We start from the raw sequence: 21,257 nt of genomic DNA, 5'->3' as shown, positions 1-21,257 counted from the left end.
CCGCTTCATTCCTGCCACCGTTCGGGCGGTCGTAAACTCGATTGGATTTGGAGACCGGAAACGCCGTCATAGCGAACCGGCCTTGAGCGATTTCGCCACCGGGAACCCGTATTTCTCCAGCCCCGCGACGACCTTCGGCAACCCCTCGGACTGCGCCCAGAACATCGGCCCGCCGCGGTACACCGGCCAGCCGTACCCGTAGATCCACACCACATCGACGTCCGACGCGCGCTGCGCCTTGCCCTCTTCGAGGATCAGCGCGCCTTCGTTGACCATGGTGTAGAGCGTCCGCACGACGATCTCCTCGTCGCTGATCTCGCGCGGCGTCACGCCCGATTTCTTGCGGAAGTCGTCGATGATCTCCGTGACCCGCGCCGAGTTCGACGGCGTCCGCTTCTCGTCGTAATCGTAGAAGCCCGCCTTGGTCTTCTGGCCCCAGCGGTTCTCCGCCGCCAGCGCATCGCGGATGTTCTCGATCCGGCTCGGATCGCGGTGCCAGCCGATGTCGACGCCCGCCAGATCGCTCATCTGGAACGGCCCCATCGGCATCCCGAACGCCACGTGCACCTTGTCGATCTGCTCCGGGCTCGCGCCTTCGAGCAACAGCTTGGTCGCCTCGACCTGCCGCGGCATCAGCATCCGGTTGCCGATGAAACCGTAGGTGACGCCTGCCACCACAGCGACCTTCTTGATCTTCTTCGCGAGCGCCATGACGGTCGCGAGCACGTCGTCCGCGGTCTTGTCGCCGCGCACGACCTCCAGCAATTTCATCACGTTGGCGGGCGAAAAGAAGTGCATCCCGACCACGTCCTCGGGCCGCTTCGTGCACGCGGCGATCTCGTCGATATCCAGATACGACGTGTTCGACGCCAGGATCGCGCCCGGCTTGGCGATCGCGTCGAGCTTGGTGAAGATCTCCTTCTTCACCTCCATCGTCTCGTACACCGCCTCGATGATCAGATCGCATTCGGCGAGATCGGCGAAGTCGAGCGTCGGCTTCAGCGCGCCCATCGCCTGCTCGACCTGCTCGGGCTTGATCCGGCCTTTGGCGGCGGTCGCTTCGTAGTTCTTGCGTACGACGCCGGTGCCGCGGTCGAGCGCCTCCTGCTGCATCTCGACGATCGTCACCGGGATACCCGCGGACAGGAAGTTCATCGAGATGCCGCCGCCCATCGTGCCCGCGCCAATCACGCCGACGCGCTTGATCTCACGCAGCTTGGTGTCGGCGGGGACGTCGTCGATCTTCGCGGCCTGGCGTTCGGCGAAGAAGATGTGGCGCTGTGCGGCCGACTGCACGCCCATCATGAGCTTCATGAATTCCTGGCGTTCGAACGCGATGCCCTCTTCGAAGCTCGAACCGTCGGCGGCCTTCTCGACGCAGGCAATGTTGGCAGCCGGCGCGTCGAAGTTACGGAAACGGCGCGCATTCTCCTTCTTGAACGCAGCCACGGCATCCGGATCGGCCTGCGCGGTCTTCTCGGACGCACGGGGCAGGGGGCGCTTGGTCGCGATCTCGCGTGCAAAGGCGACGGCATCGGCCTCGAGCGAGTCCTCGCCGACGATCTTGTCGATCAGGCCGGCGTCGAGCGCCTTCTTCGCCGAGATCGGATCGCCCTTCGCGGTCATCTCGAGCGCGAGCTTCACGCCGGCTATGCGCGGGATGCGCTGCGTGCCGCCCGCGCCGGGGAGCAGGCCGAGCTTCACTTCGGGCGTGCCGATCCTCGCCGAGGGAACGGCGACGCGGTAATGGCAGCCGAGCGTCACTTCGCAGCCGCCGCCGAGCGCGCGGTGCCGTGGATCGCCGCGACGACGGGCTTCGACGACGCCTCGATCATGTCGACGACGGTCGGCAGGCCGGGCTCGACCATTTCCTTGCCGAACTCGGTGATGTCGGCACCCGCGAAGAACGTGCGGCCGTCGCAGCGGATCACCATCGCGGTGATGCTGTCGTCGTTGACGCCGTCCTTGATCGCGGCTTCGAGGCCCTGCCGCACCGCAGCACCGAGCGCGTTGACGGGAGGATTGTTCGAGATGATGACGAGCACGTCGTCATGGCGTTCGGTGCGGATCGGGCCAGTGTTCTTCGATGGGGTCATACTATCTCCGGAATTACTGTCGTCCAATGTGGCGCTGGCAGGACAAAAGGGGGCGTCCAACGCGCTCGAACGACAGGCCTGTCATGGATGAACCGGACTTTGGGCGTCGCGCCAGTCGCGCTTGATCTTCTTGGCGAGGCTCCACTTGTGGACTTCGGTGGGGCCGTCGTAGATTCGAAAGGCGCGTACCTCGCGAAAGACTTGCGCGACGATCGTGTCGTCGGTCACGCCGGTGCCGCCCATGACCTGCACGCAACGATCGGCGATGCGCATCAACGCCTCGCTGACCGCAACCTTTGCCATCGAGCTTTCCACGGTACCAAGCGCGCCGGTATCGAGCACGTCGGCGCACCAATCGATCATCAGTTCGGCCTGTCTCAGATCGATCAGATTCTCGGCCAGCATGAAGCCGACCCCTTCGTGATCGACCAGCGGCTTGCCGAACGCGTGGCGGCGGCAGGCATAGTCGGTCGCGATCTCGTTCGCGCGGTCGCAGGCACCCAGCCACCGCATGCAATGGGTAAGCCGCGCGGGCGCCAGCCGAACTTGCGCGAGCTTGAAGCCATCGCCCGGAATGCCGAGCATCTGGTCGGCCGGAATGCGCAGGTTGGTGATAGCGACGACCGAATGACCGCCCGGCATGGAACTGTCGATCGTATCGAGCACGCGTTCGATCGTGATCGCAGGATCGGGCAGGTCGACCAGGAACATCGTCGCGCCTTCGTCGGCTTTCGCCATCACGATGCCGACCTTCGCACCGTCGGCGCCCGTGATGAACGCCTTGCGACCATTGACGACCCAGTGGTTTCCGTCGCGAGCGGCGGTCGTGAGCATCATCGACGGATCCGAGCCTGCGCCCCCATCGGCCGCTGGCTCCGTCATGAAGAAGGCGGATCGCGCCGTGCCGTCCACCAGCGGCGAGAGGAAGCGCGCCTTCTGCTCGGTGCTGGCGACCTTGCCGAGCAGATACATGTTGCCCTCGTCGGGTGCCATGACGTTGACCGCCAATGGCCCGAGCGGCGACAACCCGGCAGCGCGCAGCACCTTAGCCGTATCCCTGTGCGACAGATGGCTACCGTCGGACAGAATATGCGGTGTCAGGACGCCGGCCGCGCGCGCCAGATCGCGCAACTCCTGGACGAGTTCGTCCGAAGGACCGTGCGCGCTACGCCGGGGATCGTGTTCGTACGGCACCACCCGGTCGCGAACGAAGCGTGCCACGGCTGCGGCAATCGTGGCGCCGCTCATCGGGGTGCCATCCGGATCGCACCATCAAGGCGGATCACGTCGCCGTTGAGCATGGGATTGGTCAGGATCGCTTCGACCAGTGCGGCATATTCGTCTGGTTTCCCGAGCCTACTGGGGTGCGGCACCTGCGTTCCCAGCGAATCCTGCGCCGCTTGTGGCAGGCCCATGAGCATCGGCGTCAGGAAGATCCCGGGGGCGATCGTCATCACCCGGATGCGATGCTGCGCAAGGTCGCGAGCGATGGGGAGCGTCATGCCGACGACGCCACCCTTCGAGGCGGCATAGGCTGCCTGGCCTACCTGTCCGTCATAGGCCGCCACCGAGGCGGTGTTGACGATCACGCCGCGTTCCTCACCGATCGGCTCGGCCGCGACCAGTCTCGCCGAGAAGCGGGCAATCATCGCGAAGGTGCCTATCAGGTTGATCTCGACGGCGCGGCGGAAGGCGTCGAGCGGATGCGGAACGTTTTCCTTGCCGACGGTCTTGATCGCGGGCGCCACGCCGGCACAATTGACCAATATGCGGGCGACGCCATGGGCCTGTTCCGCCTCGGCGAGTGCAGCTTCGATGGCGGCATCGTCCGTGACGTCGACGATCGCGGCGCGCCCGCCGATTACGGTGGCGTGAGCCTCTGCGGCGTCACGATCCCGATCTACGATCGTTACCCTGGCCCCTCTGGCCGCGAGCATCGCAGCGGTAGCTCCGCCCAGTCCGGATGCGCCGCCGGTGACGATGGCGGCTATGTCGTTGATCTTCAAGACTGTCTCCTATTGTGCGGTGGATCCGCCATCAACGATCAGTTCGGAGCCCGTCATGTAGCGCGATCCATCTCCGGCCAAGAAAACAATGGCATCGGCTATCTCGTCTGGCGAGGCCTTGCGCCCAAGCGGCGTGTCCGCCAGCAGCGCGCGCTGTCCTTCCTCCGACGCGTGCGCTCCCGCCGTCAGGGGCGTGGCGACGTGTCCGGGGTGAATGGAGTTGGCGCGTACCCCGTTGCCCAAGGCCGCGCATTCGAGTGCAGTGGCCTTGGTGAACATGCGAACGCCGCCCTTTGCCGCACAGTAAGCGCCGGTGTTGGCGGCGCCCGCGATGCCGCGGATCGACGACATATTGACGACCGCACCGCCCGTTGGCGACTTCGCGAGCAGCGGCAGGAGATATTTGGTGCTGAGAAAGATACTGTCGAGGTTGACGGCCATGACCATCCGCCAGTGATCGAGCGTAGTATCGGCGATGGAACGGAAGGTCCCGAAGCCAGCGTTGTTCACCAAGATGTCGAGATGCCCGATTTCATCGGTGATGGTCCGCGCCACGTCGATCCAGCCGGCTTCGTCGGTGACGTCGAGCGTGACGGTGCGGTGCGCACCTGCCGGCAGGTCTTCCAGCGCGCCGGGCAAGGCGTCTGCTGTCCGATCGACGAGAATAACGGTCGCACCGTGTTCGGCCATGCGACGGGCGGTAGCGCGCCCGATGCCCGACGCCGCGCCCGTGACCAGGGCGACGCGGTTTTCCAATGCTCTCATCACGTCGATTGCCGGTCGTTCGTCATAGTCTGACATCCTTCTCGATTATCGCCGCCACGAATAATCGACCGTACGGTCGGTCGTCAACTGTTGTCAGCGTCCGGATGGTCGTTAAGAAGGGCGGCACACAGGCCGAACCAAGGCTCATCGGCTTCTGCTTGAAGGAGAAAGACGTGACTCGCGACGCCCCCCAAGCCAATCTGCTCCTTTCAAGCGGGCGACTGCGCTCCAACGCTCCGAAGACCGTTGCGGGTTATGCGCGGTTTCGTAAGGTGGTCGAGGAGGACGGTGCGCTGCCGGCTTCGCTCAAGCGTCTGTTTGTCGCCGCGGCCGCTTGTACGAAGGGCTATGAGGCGATGGCGCGACGGGAATTGGCGCAGGCCGCGACCGCTGGGCTGACGAGCGCGCATGCCGCCGCGGCGATGACGATTTTGTCGAGTTCGCGAGGCGAGGGGGCGGCGCTGCGTTTCGCCGAAGTGCTGAGCGTGACCTATCCCGACGATGCCGTGATCGAGGCCGACGAGCAGCCCGTTGAGGTCGCCGAGGGAGACGCGGAAGGCAATTTCATCAAGTATTTCGGTACGGTGCCGCCATCGCTTCGGCTGTTGCTCGATCTCGTGCCCACCGGCGCCGACGCCTATTATCTCATGCGTGAGGGGACGCTGTCGGGGACCGCATTGGAGCCGGCTCATGCGGAACTCCTGCTCGTGACCGTGCTCGCCGCGGACTATAGTAACTGGGCCGCCGTTCACATCGATGGCGCACGAAAGGCGGGCGCGACCGAGGCCCAGATCGCCGAAGCCATCCTTTGCGCGGTCCCGGTCGCCGGGTTGTCGGCATGGGCGATCGGCGCAACCGCGATGGAAGCGCCAAAGAGCGGATAACAGTCCAAGACTGCGCGGATGCATGGACGCACGCGCTCGAACGGCATACGAACGATAACTGCTAGACAAGAGGATACGACACCGCATGCCGGCAAAGACGACCAAGGTTCGCACGGAAGCGCATGATGAGAAGCGTATTGCGATCATCGAGCATTGCGCCGGCCTGTTCGACAAAGTCGGGTATCACAATACGTCGATGCAGATGCTCGCGGACGAGGTCGGCATGGGAAAGCCGACGCTATACCATTACTTCCCGAGCAAGATTTCCATTCTGTACGCGATCCACGATACGCATATCCAAGCCTTGCTTGCCGGGCTTACGGTGGAGGAGGGCTCCGATCCGGTACCGTCGCTACGCGCGGCGTGCGTCGGCATCCTGACTCAGATCGCCAACCACCCGGGCTATGTTCGTGCCTTCATGGACAATTACGGTGATCTGGAAGGGGAAATGCGCGATGCTATCCGCCAGGCAAGACGCGATTATTTTGCCCGCGTGAAGGGCTTGATCGAAGCGGGCATAGCGAGCGGCGAATTCCGCAGCGTCGATCCGACCATTACGACCTACGGCTTCCTGGGCATGTGCAACTGGGCGTATAAATGGTACCCGCCGCTGGCCCCGACGCAGACGCCGGAGCAAGTCGCGGATGCACTATGCCAACCCTTCTTCGACGGGCTCAAGACCAACGCATCGCAGGGGTAACGCGACGGCGGCGATCCTGTTAGACCCCGTCCATGTACGACCGATCACGACCTGATCCTCACCGTGTTTGTATCTGGACTTCGGGTCCCCCCCGCGCTGCCATGCTGATCGACGACGATATCCTCGACGCGGTACGGATACAGACGTCCGCAGACATACGTCCGGCTGCCGAGGCGCTGCGCGATGCGGTGAGCGAGCGTACCGGGCTTCTCGTCAACATCACGCACAATATCGCCACCTCGACGCCGATGAAGGATGCGGACGGCCGCGTGCTCGCCAGCGATGTCTTTACCCCGGGCGAGGCTGGGGCGTTATGGTGGGAAGTCCCGCTGCTCGGCCTGACGTCGCCTCTGCCCAAGGCGTGTCGGCTGGAGGGGGAACCGTTCTGGTGCAACAGAAGCGGCATTTATTCGCGGTCGCGCAATCGCGCGCTGGAAGCGCTCGACCTCTCCGATTTTGAGGCGCGGGCGTTCACGCGGGCAGCGATCGTGGCGCCGGTGCATCTCCCGTTCGGACAGATCGGCGCTGCAAGTTTCGTCCATCATGATCATGCCGTGGAAGAACTGAGTACGATCTTCGGCGCGCATGACGAGGCACTGGCGCTGCTGGCGAGAATTTTCATCACCAGCTACGTCAAGGCAACAGAACAGCCACGCGAGCAGCTGGCGGGGGGTGGCGCTGACAAAGCGGGAGGTAGAGTGCCTGCGGTGGGCGGGAGCAGGCAAGACCAACGACGATATCGCGATCATCCTTGGCCTGAAGCGCACCACCATTCGCTTTCATATCCGCTCCGCCGCGCAGAAGCTCGATGCCGTCAATCGCGACCAGGCGCTGTTCAAGGCGGCGCAGCTCGGTTTTCTCGGCAAGGTGCGCTGACACAAAGGTCAGCGGCGTATCATTGGCAATGCCGCTAGTCTCTCGAACCAAGGAGAGAGATATGCTGGATGCACCGCTGGAAGATGCGCCCCCTGATCGACGATCGCTTGCTTGTTCGCGATGGGCAGGGCGACGTCGCCTTATTGGCGGGCCGCAATCGCATGACGGGCGCGATCGCCTTTCCGCTACCCGATGACGAGGACCGTTTTGAAACGGTAACCTTGCCCCGCGAAGGCCGTTTATGGTCATGGACGGTGCAGCGTTTCCGTCCCAAGTCGCCGCCCTATGCGGGGCCAGAAGCGTTCGAACCCTATGCCGTCGGCTATGTGGCTCTAGGTGAAGCATTGATCGTCGAGGGTCGGCTGACCGGCGCACCGATCGACCGGTTCGCGATCGACATGCCGATGACGCTGGTGGCGCAGGCCTTCACGCGAATGGATGGAGAGGTTCGTACGACCTTCGCTTTCGCGCCAACGGCGTTGGCGGCATGAGCGACGTCTTCATTATCGGTGCCGGCATCCACCCGTTCGGCCGTACACCGGGCCGCAGCGGCTTGCAGCAGGGAGCGTTCGCGGTGCGCGCGGCACTCGCTGATGCGGGTCTTGCCTGGCCCGACGTGCAGTTCGCCTATGGCGGATCGGACGCCGCGGGCAAAGCCGACACCATGGTCTCCGATCTGGGACTGACTGGCTTGCAGTTCATCAACGTGTCGAACGGTTGCGCGACCGGCGGCTCGGCGATGTTCGGCGCCTATACGACGATCAAGTCGGGCGAGTTCGACTTGGGTATCGCCGTCGGCTTCGACAAGCATCCGCGTGGTGCCTTCGACCCGAAGCCTGCCGAATGGGGCCTGCCCGAATGGTATGGCGAGACTGGCCTGATGCTGACCACGCAGTTCTTCGCGATGAAGATCCAACGGTACATGGCAGCTTACGGCATTACTCCACCGACCCTCGCGGCAGTCGCGGAGAAGGCATTCGCAAATGGTGCGCTGACCGAGCATGCATGGCGGCGCGAACCGGTCGATGCGGACACGATCCTGCAATCGACGATGGTGAGCGACCCGCTGACCAAGTTCATGTTCTGCTCGCCTGGCGAAGGCGCGGTTGCTCTGATCTTCGCGAGTGGCAAGCGCGCACGCGAACTGGGATTGCCGATGGTGCGGCTTCGTGCGGCCGCGGTCCGTAGCCGCCCGCCGGGGTCGTTCGAGGTCTTTTCGCCGGCGCTGGAAATCGATCGTGGGCCATCGCCCACCGAGATCGCCTCGCGCGCTGCATATGAGATGGCAGGGGTCGGTCCTGCCGATATCGGCGTCGCGCAATTGCAGGATACCGAAAGCGGGGCAGAGATCATGCACATGGCCGAGAACGGTTTCTGCGCCGACGGCGAGCAGGAACGGTGGCTGGCGGAGGGACGCACGCGGATTGGCGGTGCGCTGCCGGTCAATACCGATGGCGGTTGCCTCGCGTGCGGGGAGCCGGTCGGCGCCTCGGGGTTGCGGCAGGTGTACGAGAATTACCGCCAGCTGACCGGCCAGGCTGGCGCGCGGCAGGTGCCGGGCAGCCCCCGGTTGGGCTATAGTCACGTCTATGGCGCCCCCGGCGTCTCGGGCGTCGCGATCGTGGAGCGCGCGTGATGGATCTTTCGCTATCCCCAGAACAGCAGGCTTTTCGTACAGAGGTGCGGTCCTTCCTGCAGGACGCGCTGACGCCGGAGATGCGGCGGGGTGCAACCCCTGACGTCGGGCGTATTTGCCGAACCCGACGTTTATCTTGCGTGGCAGGCGGCGTTGAACGCCAAGGGCTGGCTCGTCTATTTCTGGCCTAAAGCAGCTGGTGGTCCCGGATGGGATGCCGTGCGCCGCTGGATATTCGAGACCGAATGCACGGCCGCCGGCGCACCGATCCTGCCCGGTATGGGACTGAAGCTGGTCGGGCCAGTCCTGTATACCTATGGCAGTGATGAACAGCAGGAGCGATTTTTGCCTGCATTGCGCAGCGGCGAACACATCTGGGCACAGGGCTTTTCGGAACCGGGATCAGGCTCCGACCTCGCCTCGCTCCGCACGCGCGCGGTGCGCGAAGGCGACGAGTATATCGTTTCGGGTCAGAAGATCTGGACTACGCAGGCGCAATTCGCGAACTGGATGTTCGCGCTGGTACGCACCGACGCTACCGTCAAGGCGCAGCGCGGCATCTCGTTCCTGCTGATCGACATGGCATCGCCCGGTGTTACCGTGCGACCGATTCTGAGCGCGTCGGGAGACCATGAACTGAACGAGGTCTTTCTCGAAGACGTCCGTGTTCCCGTCGCGAACCTGGTCGGCGAGGAAGGGCAGGGGGTGGACGATCGCCAAGTTCCTGCTCGAGAACGAGCGCGGTGGTACCGGCTATGCGCCGCAATTGCTGGCCGATCTCGATCGTCTGACGCGCGCCACGACGTTGAGGGGTGAACTGGCGGATCGCGCCGTACGGCTGCGGCTGGAGGCGGAAGCGCTCGAGATGACCGAGTTGCGCACGTTGCTGGAGATCGAGCAGGGCAATCCACCGCATGCGCGTAGCCTCGCGGTGAAACTCATCGCCTCCGAAGTGCGCCAGGGGATCGAGGGTCTTGCAATCGACGCGTTCGGCATGGCGAGCTTGCAGCTCCCCGCCGAACGCCCGTTCCACGCCGACGACGCGCCCGCACTGGTCGGCCCGCCCGAGACAGGCTTGGCCGCCGCACGCTATCTCAACGCGCGGGCGTGGTCGATCTTCGGCGGCACCAGCGAAATCCAGCTCACCATCATTGCCAAGGCCGCCGTCGGCCTCTGACCATCGAAGGACCATTTTCATGCCAGAAGCTTTCATCGTATCAGCGAAACGTACTCCCGGTGGCCGTCGCAATGGCAGGCTTGCGGGGATTCACCCGGCGGACCTGGGTGCGACGATACTCGACGCCATCATCGCCGAGACCGGTGTCGATCCAGCGGCGATCGACGACGTCATCATCGGCTGCGTCAGCCAGATCGGCGAGCAGACCTTCGCACTTGGCCGTAACGTCGTCCTTGCGTCGTCGCTGCCCGACAGCGTGCCTGCCGTCACGATCGATCGCCAATGCGGCAGCTCGCAACAGGCGCTGCACTTCGCGGCTCAAGCGGTGATGTCTGGCACGCAGGATCTGGTGATCGCCGGCGGCGTCGAGAGCATGTCCCGCGTCCATATGGGATCGCCCGTGACGCTGGCCGCCAAGGCCGGAATGGGTGGCAGTCCCTTCTCGGCGAAGATCCTGGAACGCTACGGCGTCGAGGGCTTCAGCCAGTTCACCGGTGCACAGATGATCGCCGACAAATACGGTTTCGACCGAGCTGCGATGGACGCCTATGCGCTGGAAAGCCACCGTAAGGCGGTAGCCGCTCGCGCGTCCGGCGCCTTCACTGCCGAGATCGTTCCGGTCACGACGATCGATCCCGATGGCAATTCGGTCGTGCATGATCATGACGAGGGCGTACGTGCCGACGCGTCGCTCGAGTCGATCGGTTCGGTCAAGCTGTTGAGCGAGAAGGGCACGTTGTCCGCGGCGACCGCCAGCCAGATCTGCGACGGCGCCAGCGGTGTCCTAGTCGCCTCGGCCGAAGCGGTTCGGACGCATGGCCTGACGCCGCTCGCGCGCATCCACAACCTTACCGTGACGGCGGGCGATCCCGTCATCATGCTGGAGGAGCCTATCTCCGCGACCCGTCGCGCGCTGCAACGGGCGGGCATGGCGCTGGACCAGATCGATCTGTTCGAGGTAAACGAGGCATTCGCATCGATTCCGATGGCGTGGCTGTCCGCGCTCGGTGCCGATCCAGCGCGGCTCAACGTGAATGGCGGTGCAATCGCACTTGGCCATCCGCTGGGTGCGACGGGCACGAAGCTGATGGCGACCCTCGTTCACGCGCTGCATGCGCGCGGTGGGCGGTACGGCTTGCAGACGATGTGCGAAGGCGGGGGGCATTGCCAACGTCACGATCGTGGAGCGGGTGTGACATGAACATCACCTCCAGCGAGGAACAGGTCCTGTTGCGCGATACCGTCAGCCGTTTTCTGGCGGATCGGACGGACCCTGCAACGGCGGGCGAGGGGCCGATCTCGCAGGATGACTGGCATGCGCTGGGCGAACTGGGACTCTTCGGCTTCCTGTTGCCCGAAGAAGCGGGCGGCCTGGGCGGCGGTCCGCAGGACGTGATGATCGTGGCGGAAGAGTTCGGCCGCGCGCTTGCGATCACGCCATTGGCCGAGGGGATCGTCGGTGCCGCGGATGCGATCGCGCGTGGGGGCGACGCCGCAGCGATCGAGACATGGGTAGCACCGGCGATGACGGGCGATCACGTGCTCGCCGTCGCGGTGGCCGATGTCTCGACCGATGGCGCGCGGCTGACGGGACGCGCGGATTTCATATTGTCCGCAGTCGATGCAGCCGCACTGGTTGTGATAGGCGCCGGTGCGACCTGGCTCGTCGAACGCGACGCCGACGGGCTTTCGATCGAACCGGTCCGGCTGATCGACGGATCGGCTGCAGGCATGGTGCGGTTTGACGGCACGCCCGCTTTGGTCCTGAGGCAAGAGGACGGTGATACGACCTTGGCAATGATTCGCCTTTGCCACGTCGCCGAATTGGTGGGGGGCGATGTCCACGCTGTACGAGCAGACCGTGGAGTATGTACGCCAGCGCCAGCAGTTCGGCGTCGCGATCGGCAGCTTTCAGGTCGTTCAACATAAGTTGGCGCGGATGTTCGTCGCGCTTGAACAGGCGCGATCGCTCATGCTGAAAGCGGCGATCGTCGACCGCGATGATGCAGGGTTCGTGCGCGGTGTGCTGGGCGCCAAGGCCTATGTGGCGGACGCGGCGCAGCGGCTTGCCGAGGAGGCGGTGCACCTTCACGGCGGGATGGGCGTGACCGACGAACTCCCGGTCGGGCGTGGCCTGCGGCGAGTCATGCTGCTGGCACGTCTGTTTGGCAGTGCCAGTGAGGCGCGCGTGGCGCTCGCGGCGTGACGTTCAACCGCAAGTGGACCTTGGCCAAGCGGCCCGACGGGCGTGTCGCGACGAGCGATTTTGCCATGCGGACCGAGCCGTTCACGCCTCCCGCGCTGGACGAAGGCGAAGTGTTGGTCCGCAACCATATCTTCGCCGTGGCCCCGACGATCCGCAACTGGGTGAACGCCGGCCCCGCAAGCTATCGCGGCTCGATCCCGATCGGCGGCACGATCGCCGGCATGACAGCCTGTGAGGTCGTCCAGTCGAATTATCCGGATCATCCCGTTGGCACCCGGATGGTCGCGATGGCGCGGTGGGAGGACTGGAGCGTGCTTCGTCCGAATGCAGCCCCGGTTCCGCCATTTCCGATACCTTCCGACGTGACGTTCATCGAGGCGCTTGGCCTGTATTCACCCAACAGTCTGACGGCCTATTTCGGATTGCTGGACGTCGGACGGCCTTTGGCGGGAGAAACCGTCGTCGTATCAGGTGCGGCAGGATCGGTAGGCTCGCTTGTCTGTCAGATCGCGGGGATCATAGGCTGTCGCGTGATCGGTATCGCAGGGGGCCCCGACAAATGTCGCAAGCTGGTCGAAGAACTCGGTGCGACGGCAGCGATCGATTATCGCAACGATGACGTTCCAGCCCGCTTGGCTGAACTGTGCCCCGGTGGCATCGACGTGTTCTTTGACAATGTCGGTGGCGAGCAGCTCGATGCCGCGGTGAACGCGATGGCGGACCACGGCCGGATCGTCTTATGCGGGCAAATCTCGTCCTACGACCGGGCGGGCGGCGCTCCAGGGCCGCGAGACATGATGAAGCTGGTCTATGGCCGCATCCGCATGGAAGGGTTCGTGGTCGGTGATTTCGTCGGGCGCGCTGCTGTCGCGCGCGCCAAGTTGCGGCACTGGGCTGACGAGGGCCGGCTCACCGTCCGCATCGACCAGCGCGCCGGGTTCGCGCGTCTGCCCGAAGCGTTCGTTGCACTGTTTGACGGAAGCAATGACGGGACGCTGCTGGTCACGGCGTGACGCGTCAGCCCGCAGTTTGGCCGCCATCGATCGTCACGTCCGCACCTGTGATATAGGCGGCCTCGTCGCTCGCGAGAAAGACAATAGCGTCCGCGACTTCCTCCGCAGTCCCGGCGCGACCGAGCGAGATGTCCGCCAATCGCCTGGCAGACGCAGTGGGATCGTTGAACACCGCACGCGATAGCGGGGTGTCGATCAGGCCGGGATTGACCGTGTTGACGCGCACGCCGTTGCGGGGCGCCGCGAATTCCAACGCCGCAGCCTTGCCGAACATGCGCGCCGCACCTTTTGCCGCACCATACGAACCCGATCCCGGCCCCGAGATCATGCCCCGGATCGACGCGACGTTGACGATCGCACCGGATCCCGACGCGGCAAGCATTGGAAGCATGGTACGTGTGCCCAAGAACAGCGCGTCGACGTTGACCGCCCGGATCTCGCGCCACTCGGCAAGGCTGGTATCGGCGAGCATACGGAAATGACCTCGCCCGGCATTGTTGATCAGGACGTCCAACCCGCCGGCCGTGGCGATGCGACTGGCGGCGTCCGCCCAGTCATGTTCGTCCGTGACGTCGAGCACGATGGCGCGATCGCGGCGGGCAAGGGGTAGATCACCGCACGCAGACGCGAGCGCGCGTTCGTCTCGGTCGGCGAGCCAGACATCGGCGCCACGTTCGAGGAAACGACGCGCGGTAGCGAGGCCGATGCCCATTGCCGCACCGGTGATCAGTACGGAGCGGCCGACGAAGCTCATCCGGCCGACGTGACGGCCAATCCGGCATCCTTGCGGCTCATGTCGACGATGCTCTCGAAATGGGGGTTCGTCCGGGAGAGGATCGCATCGGCACGGGCGCGAATTGCGGCATCGAACGCGTCGGTCGTCGTCGCGTAGAAGCGATTCTGTCGGATCGCGTCGAAGGCGATCGTGGCGGTCTGTTCGGCGGTAAGTGCGCCGCGATAGAGATCGTCGCGCATCGCTTCCAGAGCGGCGGACTCGCTGGGTGGGCCGCCTGGCGCCGCCAACGCTTGCGGACGAGACCGCTCGGCATCGTAGATCCGCGTCGCTACCAGGCCGGGCAGGAGCAACGTAACGCCGATCGGAGCGTCCATTTCCTGCAAACCAGCATACAGGGCCTCGGTCGCGCGAACCACGGCGTGCTTCGCCGCACCGTAACAGGCCGATCCCGACCCGCTGACCAGCCCGGCGACCGACGCCGTGTTCATGATATGCGCAGGCGCTTCCGCCGCCAATAGCCGGGGCACGAACACGCGCATGCCGTTCAATACGCCCCCCAAATTGACGCCGAGCGACCATTGCCAGTCGTTTTCGGTATATTCCCACACGCGTCGATGACGCCCACCAGGCACGATCCCCGCGTTGTTGCAGAGCAGGCCGACACGGCCGAACCTGGCTTCCGCGGCATTGGCGAGCGCGGTCACGTCCGCTTCGGAGGACACGTCACAGCGCAGCGCGATCGCACGGTCGGCGCCGATTTCGTCGGCGACGGCCTGCGCCTCTTCGACCGCGATATCCGCGAGCACGACGTTCATGCCCAATGTCGCTGCGTGGCGCGCAAGCGCAGCGCCGATCCCGCTGCCGCCCCCGGTGATGACAGCACAGCCGTTCGACCAATCGCTCATTTTGCCAGATCCTTTTTGTAATAGCGGGCGGCAAGCAGGAAGCACGACCCTGCGAAAATTCCGACGAAGGACATCGCCGCCATTGCATAACGCAACGACTGGTCGCCCATGCCGATGACGTCGCTCAGGACGCCCGTCAGCCATGGCCCAAGGCCGAGCCCGATGAGATTGACCGACAGCAGCAGGATCGACGACGTGAATGCTCGCATCGATGCCGGCACCAGCGTCTGGGTCATCGCGATGATCGGCGCATAGTAAAAGAACAGCAGCATGACCGTCACCGCGCACGCGATCAGCGATACCGTGGTCGATGTCGACAACAGCTGGACGAGTGCGGCAGGCGTGACCGCGATCAGCGCAATTCCGGTCAATACCGGCCGGAGATGAGGCTTGTCGGCGCCGATACGGTCGGTCAGCCACCCTCCCAGGAAAATACCGATCGCCCCGCCAAGGCCTGTCATCAGCGACAGCGCAGTTGCGACGTCACCAAGCGCCATGCCGTGCAGCCGCGTATAGAATGGCGCGTTCCAGTAGAGCGCGACGCTGAGCACGACGTTGTTCAGCGCGCCACCGGCGAACAGCAGCAGCAGGCTCGGCCGTCGTGCCATCAGCGCCAGCCCGTCGCGCCACGGCATGGCGTCGGGGGCGGGCCCGGCATCGTAGCGCCCGCGAACCGGTTCCCGGAGCATCATAAGGACGATCGGTGCCAGCACGACGCCGATCCCTCCGATAATCCACAATGCGGCCCGCCAGTCGATCGCCTGGGCGAGCCAGCCGCCCGACAGATACCCCAGCATCACCCCGATCGGCAGTGCGAGCCCCCAGATGCCGAGTGCCGTCGCTCGGCGCTCCGGCGGATAATAGTCGGCGATCATCGAATGGCTTGCGGGAATGCTCCCCGCCTCTCCCAGCGCCACGCCGATGCGGAAGAAGACAAGCATGGCGAAGCTGCCAGCGAACCCGCTTACCGCAGTCATCGCGCTCCACAACAACAACGATCCGGCAATCACGATCCTGCGACTGTACCGATCGGCCAGCCGCGCGATCGGCACGCCGAGCGTGGAATAGAATAGGGCGAAGGTCAGCCCGGTCAACGCGCCGAGCTGAGCATCGCTGAGGGACAGGTCGCGCTTGATCGGCACCTGCAGGATCGAGATCACCGTCCGATCGAGATAGTTGAACACCGACACCACGATCAACACCAGCAATGCGATCCGTCGTGATGCCGTCGTCGGGGTATCTGCGGCCTGTCCCATCATATCATTTCCCATATCGTATCGTCAGGGTCGCACCGATCGTCCGCGGTGCGCCGACGGTGATCCGTTCAACGTCAAGATTGCCCAAGCCACCTGCAGCGGCCACTTCGGCGCGCGACACATGATAGAAGTTATACTGGAGACCGTTGGTGGCATATTGTTTGTCAAACAGATTGCGCGCCCAGACACGGATATCCCAGTCGGCGGCGGCCGGTTTGAAAGTCAAAGAAGTATTGGCAACATTCTTGCGCTCGGTCAGTCGTACTGCGGGCTGGCCAAGTCCGGTTGAGGTAACTTGGAACGGGCTGGCAAACTTCGTATCGAAGTGAAAAATCACCGAAGCGCCGCTCGCAAGGTCGGCAGTATAATCGAGAAGGGCAGTAAAATCATGCTCTGGCGTGAATGGAGCCTGATTGCCGGTGCAATTCAGACCTGCTGCAGTGCATCCGACGAAACTCGCGTAAAAAAGCATCGGTGTAAGCATAATTGGCGCCGATCGACAGGTTGGACGTGGGACGTAACACTGCCTCGACTTCGACGCCGCGAGACCGAAGCTTCCCTGCATTCGAGTCTTGAAACACGCCGTCCACCTGAGAGCGCACTTGGAGATTGGCCGTGTTGGCGTGGAAGGCAGCGATATTGATGGTGAGAGCACGATTGAAGAGATCGGTCTTCGTGCCGACCTCATAGCTCCATGTCGTTTGGGCGCGCAGCGGTGTAGCGGCAGCCAGCGGCGTTCGGACGTTGAACGACCAGCCGCCACCCTGAAAGCCGCGCGACGCCGATGCGTAAAACAGGCTGCCACGGAATGGGTGATACTCCGCGATGACGCGCGGGGTCCAACCTTTCCAGCTGTCGACCGCATCGTCATTGGCCGGCAGTTGCTGGAAGTAAGGACCGCCCTGGAACGGAGACGATCCGATATGCTGCGTGTAGCCCGTTTTGCGCTCGTAGCTGAAACGAAGGCCGGCGGTCAGCGACAATTTGTCCGTGAACTTGTATTTTCCCTCGGCATACGGTCCGAAGCTGCGATTCTCGATCTGTCCCTCGAACGTCTGACCTGGCGTATATCGACCCGCATTGAGGACCGAGAAGAAGAGGTTCGGATCGCGACCGTCGAAACCGAACGTGATCTTGTGGTTCAAGTCCTCATAGCCGAAATATGCGCCCGCGACGAAATCGAAGGGGCCGCCAAGGTCTGATGTGAACCGGAATTCCTGACTTACCTGCCACTCGTCGTTCGTGTTGAGTGAAGGAAAGTTGACGGGGTTCGGGCCTCCATCGGCGTCTTCCGCCAGCCTCGACTTCAGATATCGGTATCCCGTGATCGAACTGATCTGTCCGATGGCGGTCTCGTAACTCGCATTGAGCAACGCGGTGCCGATCGTACGCCGCGTGAACCCATCGTCATCGAGAAGCACTTTGTGGAGATTGCCGTTCGTTCGTTCTTGTACCGATGCTGCCAGGGCGCCGTCGCCGACGATGGTAGGGCCATCGCCGGACCCAACGCGGCGTAGGTAGGAGCCGCTCGCGACGATGTTCCATTTCTCGTTGGGCCGCCAGCGAACAGACGCCCGATAGGAAGATACCTTGTTATTCGCGAGGTAGTTGTCGGTGATCAAATTGTGCTGATATCCGCCAACCGACTTCACGCTGTAAGCGAAACGTCCGGCGAGAGTTTCCGATATCGGTACGTTGATGAATCCGTCAGCCTCCAACCCGCCACGACCACCTTTATAAGTGACCCCAGTCAACGTCGCGCGGCCGCTGCTGACGCCGATCTCCGCCATGTTGTTGGTGACGACGAGTGCGCCGCCGACGGCATTGCGACCGAAGGTCGTTCCTTGCGGTCCGCGAAGTATCGACACCTGGGATACGTCATAGAGATTGGCGTCGAACGACGCGAGCGTCCCGTAGAATATGTCGTCGATATACACCCCGACCGGACTTTCCAGACCGGGTGAATCATTGATGGTACCCTGACCTCGGATTTGTACCGTAACGACCGATGTACCTTTGACCGGTACGAAGGTGGGGCCAGGTGCGATCTTCACGATCTCGGCGAAATTGTCGACCTTGCGAGCCTGAATTTGCTCTTCCCCCAGCGCGCTGACGGCTATCGGTACATTCTGGAGACGTTCGGAACGCCGCGTCGCGGTGACGATGATGTCGCCGGCGATGCCAGTTGCTGCGGCTGCCTGCGGCGTCGGTACCGTGTTCGTCACGCTGCCGGCCGGGGGGCTGGCGTAGTCGGAATAACGGATTCCTGTTCCGCTGGCGTTGTGGTGCCGGCGGCTTGGGAATAGGCCGTCATCGGAGTAAGCAGGGCCAGCGTCGAAACACCTAGCGCCAACGGAATCATCGATCGCGTCATATAATCCTCTCCTTTATATCGTCCGATCTGTTGTCGGATCTGATGGTCGCTTGTTTCGCTCCGTAGTCAGATGGTCGCTGTGACCCGACGGTAGGTTTCGGGCCGCGAAAGGAAGGTCAGCCTGCTCCGGCTTCGCGCGCTGAATGCCATGCGGCCAAGGCGAGGGGACGGATCCGCTGGATGATTTCGCCTGCATTGGCGGCGGTCTGCACACCGTCTCGCGCGCGCCCGGCGATGCCCTGCAAGATGGCCGCAACCCGGAACAGGTTAAACGCGGTGTAGAAGGGATGCGTGGGGTCGACGTCGAACCCGGTGCGTTCGCAGTACGTCTGGGCATAAGCCTCGGGCGTCGGGATGCCGAGGGCCGTCAGGTCGGCGCCGCGCAACGTTCCGCGCACATCCACCCCCTCGGGGCGAAACCACTCCATCATGTGATAGGTCAGGTCCCCGAGCGGATCCCCCAACGTCGACAGTTCCCAGTCGATCACCGCCGCGACGCGCGGTTCGGTCGGGTGGATCAGAAGATTGTGGAACGAATAGTCACCGTGGATGATGGTCGTGCGTTCGTCGCTAGGCGGAATGGCCCCTGGCAGCCACTCGGCCAGCCAGTCCATTTCTGGTATATCGACCGTCCGTGACGCCTCGTATTGGCGCGTCCAGCGCGAGATTTGACGGACGAAATAATTTCCCGGGCGACCATAGTCGGCGAGACCGAGCGCCGCATAATCCACGCGATGAAGTCGGGCGAGCGTGTCGTTTGCGGAATCGTACACCGCCGCGCGCTCGGCCGGGGACAATTGCGGCATGCGGGGGTCCCAGAAGCCGCGGCCGGGGACATGTCGCATGACGTAGAACATCGTGCCGATGACATCGAGGTCCTCGCACAGCACCAGCGGTTCGGGAACGGGCAGCCCCGCTTCGAACAGCGCGCGCGTGATGCGATATTCGCGATCCACCGCATGCGCCGACGCGAGCAGGACGCCAGCCGGCTTCCGGCGCAATACATATTTGGCATCCGGAGTCGTCAACAGAAAGGTCGGATTGGACTGACCACCTTGAAACTGATCGACGGCCATCGGACCTGAAAATCCAGGTACCGCCCCAACGAGGTAACGCTCCAGCGTCGCCTCGTCGAACTGAGAGCCGGGCACGACTGCCTCGGTCTGCCCGATCGTTGCAGCGGGAGCACTCATGCCGCCAACTCCCCACGGTACTTGTCGAATTCCATGCGTGCGAGCTGACGCTCGTGCACTTCGTCGGGGCCGTCGGTCAGACGGACGATGCGGGTGTTCGCCCACAACTCGGCCAATCCGAAATCGTCACTAACGCCTCCACCGCCATGCGCCTGGATGGCATCGTCGACGATTTGCTGCGCCTTGCGGGGCGCGGCGATCTTGATCATCGCGATCTCCGCGCGGGCGGCCTTGTTGCCCACGGTGTCCATCATGTCGGCCGCCTTCAGGCATAGGAGGCGCGTCATCTCGATCTCGCAACGCGCGCGCGCGATCCGCTCTTCCCACACCGAATGTTCGGCAATCGCCTTGCCGAACGTATGGCGGGTCAGCAGTCGCCGGCACATCTTTTCAAGCGCGACTTCCATCGTCGCGATGTTGCGCATGGTATGATGGATTCGGCCGGGCCCGAGGCGGCCCTGCGCGATTTCGAAGCCGCGTCCCTCGCCGAGCAACATGTTGTCGACGGGCACGCGAACGTCCTCGAGCAATACCTCGAAATGGCCGTGCGGCGCGTGATCGTAACCGAATACCGGCAGGTGGCGCAGCAGAGTCACGCCCGGCGTGTCGCGCGGCACCAGGATCATCGACTGCTGTTTATAGGCCGGCGCGTCGGGATCGGTCTTGCCCATGAGGATGAAGAAGTCGCACTTGGGATGGCCCGCACCGGATGACCACCATTTACGACCGTTGATGACATACTCATCGCCATCGCGGCGGATCGCGGTCTGTATGTTGCGCGCGTCGGACGAGGCGACGGCGGGTTCGGTCATCAGGAACGCAGACCGCGTGATCCCGTCACGCAGCGGCACCATGAAACGCGCCTTTTGTGCAGGCGTACCATACCGGTGAAGGACCTCGAAATTGCCGGTGTCGGGCGCCATGCAATTGAAGACTTCGCTCGCGAACGACACGCGACCCATCAGTTCGGCGATCGGGGCATAATCGAGGTTCGTCAGCCCGGGACTGGTGAAGAACTCATCGTCATGCTCCGACGGGGGCATAAAGAAATTCCACAATCCTTCGTCGCGGGCTTTGTCTTTAAGCTCTTCGAATACTGACGGAATATCTTTCCAACGATCCAGTTTCGCGGCTTGCTCGTGATAAACCGGAACGGCAGGAATAATATGCTCGTCCATGAAGGCGCGGACACGGCCCATCCAGGCCCGCGATCGATCCGAATGCTCGAAATTCATGCGGCTACCCCTGCCTAACAGCTAAATCATTACTCAATCGACCGGTCGGTCGTGTCTTGTCACAGCTATTCGACCGACCGGTCGGCTGTCAACCGGTCTTGTGGCGCCTGGGACGGAACATGGACGCGCCAAATCGCCGGGTTCGGTAGAGATCGATTCGGGAAATCCATTGACCATTTAGACAGGCGACCGTCCGGTC

Annotated in this window: 18 protein-coding genes and 3 pseudogenes; 10 read left to right on the top strand and 11 right to left on the bottom strand. The window is 63.5% G+C overall.

Going from position 1 to position 21,257, the window contains the following annotated elements; translation table 11 throughout:
- Positions 1 to 66: 66 nt before the first annotated feature.
- The 4 genes and pseudogenes from NHF48_RS10920 to NHF48_RS10905 form a co-directional block, all read right to left on the bottom strand.
- A pseudogene (locus NHF48_RS10920) lies at positions 67 to 2,096 on the bottom strand (3-hydroxyacyl-CoA dehydrogenase NAD-binding domain-containing protein).
- 81 nt (positions 2,097 to 2,177) lie between these two features.
- Positions 2,178 to 3,344: an acyl-CoA dehydrogenase family protein gene (locus tag NHF48_RS10915; RefSeq protein WP_253071125.1), complete on the bottom strand. Its 1,167-nt coding sequence runs from the start codon at positions 3,342 to 3,344 to the stop codon at positions 2,178 to 2,180.
- Positions 3,341 to 4,102 (bottom strand): SDR family NAD(P)-dependent oxidoreductase, encoded by a 762-nt coding sequence (locus NHF48_RS10910; protein ID WP_253071124.1) that lies wholly within the window; start codon positions 4,100 to 4,102, stop codon positions 3,341 to 3,343. Before NHF48_RS10910 ends, NHF48_RS10915 begins: the two co-directional genes overlap by 4 nt.
- 9 nt (positions 4,103 to 4,111) lie before the next feature.
- Positions 4,112 to 4,867, bottom strand: coding sequence for an SDR family NAD(P)-dependent oxidoreductase (locus NHF48_RS10905; RefSeq protein WP_263817033.1), 756 nt, complete (start codon positions 4,865 to 4,867; stop codon positions 4,112 to 4,114).
- 173 nt (positions 4,868 to 5,040) lie between these two features.
- On the opposite strand from NHF48_RS10905, the gene NHF48_RS10900 reads away from it, so the two are divergent.
- The 10 genes and pseudogenes from NHF48_RS10900 to NHF48_RS10845 all read left to right on the top strand — a co-directional run bounded on the left by NHF48_RS10900 (position 5,041) and on the right by NHF48_RS10845 (position 13,359).
- A complete protein-coding gene (locus NHF48_RS10900) occupies positions 5,041 to 5,751 on the top strand; it encodes a carboxymuconolactone decarboxylase family protein (RefSeq protein WP_253071122.1) in 711 nt (236 codons plus the stop codon).
- Positions 5,752 to 5,836: 85 nt separating this feature from the next.
- Positions 5,837 to 6,451: a TetR/AcrR family transcriptional regulator gene (locus tag NHF48_RS10895; protein ID WP_253071121.1), complete on the top strand. Its 615-nt coding sequence runs from the start codon at positions 5,837 to 5,839 to the stop codon at positions 6,449 to 6,451.
- 101 nt (positions 6,452 to 6,552) lie between these two features.
- Positions 6,553 to 7,365, top strand: coding sequence for a helix-turn-helix transcriptional regulator (locus tag NHF48_RS25955; RefSeq protein ID WP_446741145.1), 813 nt, complete (start codon positions 6,553 to 6,555; stop codon positions 7,363 to 7,365).
- Positions 7,366 to 7,395: 30 nt separating this feature from the next.
- Positions 7,396 to 7,818 (top strand): Zn-ribbon domain-containing OB-fold protein, encoded by a 423-nt coding sequence (locus tag NHF48_RS10875; protein ID WP_446741144.1) that lies wholly within the window; start codon positions 7,396 to 7,398, stop codon positions 7,816 to 7,818.
- Positions 7,815 to 8,963: a thiolase family protein gene (locus NHF48_RS10870; protein ID WP_253071117.1), complete on the top strand. Its 1,149-nt coding sequence runs from the start codon at positions 7,815 to 7,817 to the stop codon at positions 8,961 to 8,963. Before NHF48_RS10875 ends, NHF48_RS10870 begins: the two co-directional genes overlap by 4 nt.
- Positions 8,963 to 10,140 (top strand): annotated as a pseudogene (locus tag NHF48_RS10865) (acyl-CoA dehydrogenase family protein). The gene NHF48_RS10870 and the pseudogene NHF48_RS10865 overlap by 1 nt, the downstream one beginning before the upstream one ends.
- Positions 10,141 to 10,159: 19 nt before the next feature.
- Positions 10,160 to 11,336 (top strand): annotated as a pseudogene (locus NHF48_RS10860) (acetyl-CoA C-acetyltransferase).
- A gap of 1 nt (position 11,337) precedes the next feature.
- The gene (locus tag NHF48_RS10855) at positions 11,338 to 12,069 is read left to right on the top strand and encodes an acyl-CoA dehydrogenase family protein (protein ID WP_253071116.1); all 732 of its coding nucleotides are present in this window, start codon (positions 11,338 to 11,340) and stop codon (positions 12,067 to 12,069) included.
- Entirely contained in the window at positions 11,978 to 12,346 is a 369-nt protein-coding gene (locus tag NHF48_RS10850; RefSeq protein ID WP_253071115.1) for an acyl-CoA dehydrogenase family protein, read from the top strand. Before NHF48_RS10855 ends, NHF48_RS10850 begins: the two co-directional genes overlap by 92 nt.
- A complete protein-coding gene (locus tag NHF48_RS10845; RefSeq protein ID WP_253071114.1) occupies positions 12,343 to 13,359 on the top strand; it encodes an NADP-dependent oxidoreductase in 1,017 nt (338 codons plus the stop codon). Before NHF48_RS10850 ends, NHF48_RS10845 begins: the two co-directional genes overlap by 4 nt.
- Positions 13,360 to 13,363: 4 nt before the next feature.
- Here the strand turns inward: NHF48_RS10845 and NHF48_RS10840 are convergent, their stop codons facing one another.
- The 7 genes from NHF48_RS10840 to NHF48_RS10810 all read right to left on the bottom strand — a co-directional run bounded on the left by NHF48_RS10840 (position 13,364) and on the right by NHF48_RS10810 (position 21,058).
- Entirely contained in the window at positions 13,364 to 14,113 is a 750-nt protein-coding gene (locus tag NHF48_RS10840) for an SDR family NAD(P)-dependent oxidoreductase (RefSeq protein WP_253071113.1), read from the bottom strand.
- Complete coding sequence (locus NHF48_RS10835; RefSeq protein WP_253071112.1) at positions 14,110 to 15,000, bottom strand: SDR family NAD(P)-dependent oxidoreductase; 891 nt, start codon at positions 14,998 to 15,000, stop codon at positions 14,110 to 14,112. The genes NHF48_RS10840 and NHF48_RS10835 overlap by 4 nt, the downstream gene beginning before the upstream one ends.
- Positions 14,997 to 16,271, bottom strand: coding sequence for a spinster family MFS transporter (locus NHF48_RS10830; protein ID WP_263816839.1), 1,275 nt, complete (start codon positions 16,269 to 16,271; stop codon positions 14,997 to 14,999). Before NHF48_RS10830 ends, NHF48_RS10835 begins: the two co-directional genes overlap by 4 nt.
- The gene (locus tag NHF48_RS10825) at positions 16,261 to 16,593 is read right to left on the bottom strand and encodes a hypothetical protein (RefSeq protein ID WP_342454630.1); all 333 of its coding nucleotides are present in this window, start codon (positions 16,591 to 16,593) and stop codon (positions 16,261 to 16,263) included. Before NHF48_RS10825 ends, NHF48_RS10830 begins: the two co-directional genes overlap by 11 nt.
- Before the next feature lie 49 nt (positions 16,594 to 16,642).
- A complete protein-coding gene (locus NHF48_RS10820) occupies positions 16,643 to 18,346 on the bottom strand; it encodes a TonB-dependent receptor (RefSeq protein ID WP_263817032.1) in 1,704 nt (567 codons plus the stop codon).
- A 400-nt stretch (positions 18,347 to 18,746) separates the two neighbouring features.
- Positions 18,747 to 19,823 carry a phosphotransferase family protein gene (locus NHF48_RS10815; RefSeq protein WP_253071109.1) on the bottom strand — a complete coding sequence of 359 codons (1,077 nt, stop codon included), beginning with the start codon at positions 19,821 to 19,823 and terminating at the stop codon, positions 18,747 to 18,749.
- Positions 19,820 to 21,058, bottom strand: coding sequence for an acyl-CoA dehydrogenase family protein (locus NHF48_RS10810; protein WP_253071108.1), 1,239 nt, complete (start codon positions 21,056 to 21,058; stop codon positions 19,820 to 19,822). The genes NHF48_RS10815 and NHF48_RS10810 overlap by 4 nt, the downstream gene beginning before the upstream one ends.
- Between the last annotated feature and the right edge of the window lie 199 nt (positions 21,059 to 21,257).

The sequence above is a fragment of the Sphingomonas sp. H160509 genome (genome assembly GCF_024124765.2).
GTDB lineage: Bacteria > Pseudomonadota > Alphaproteobacteria > Sphingomonadales > Sphingomonadaceae > Sphingomonas.
The sequence above is the reverse complement of the archived record's forward strand: the minus strand, read 5'-3'. Positions and strand labels throughout refer to the sequence as shown.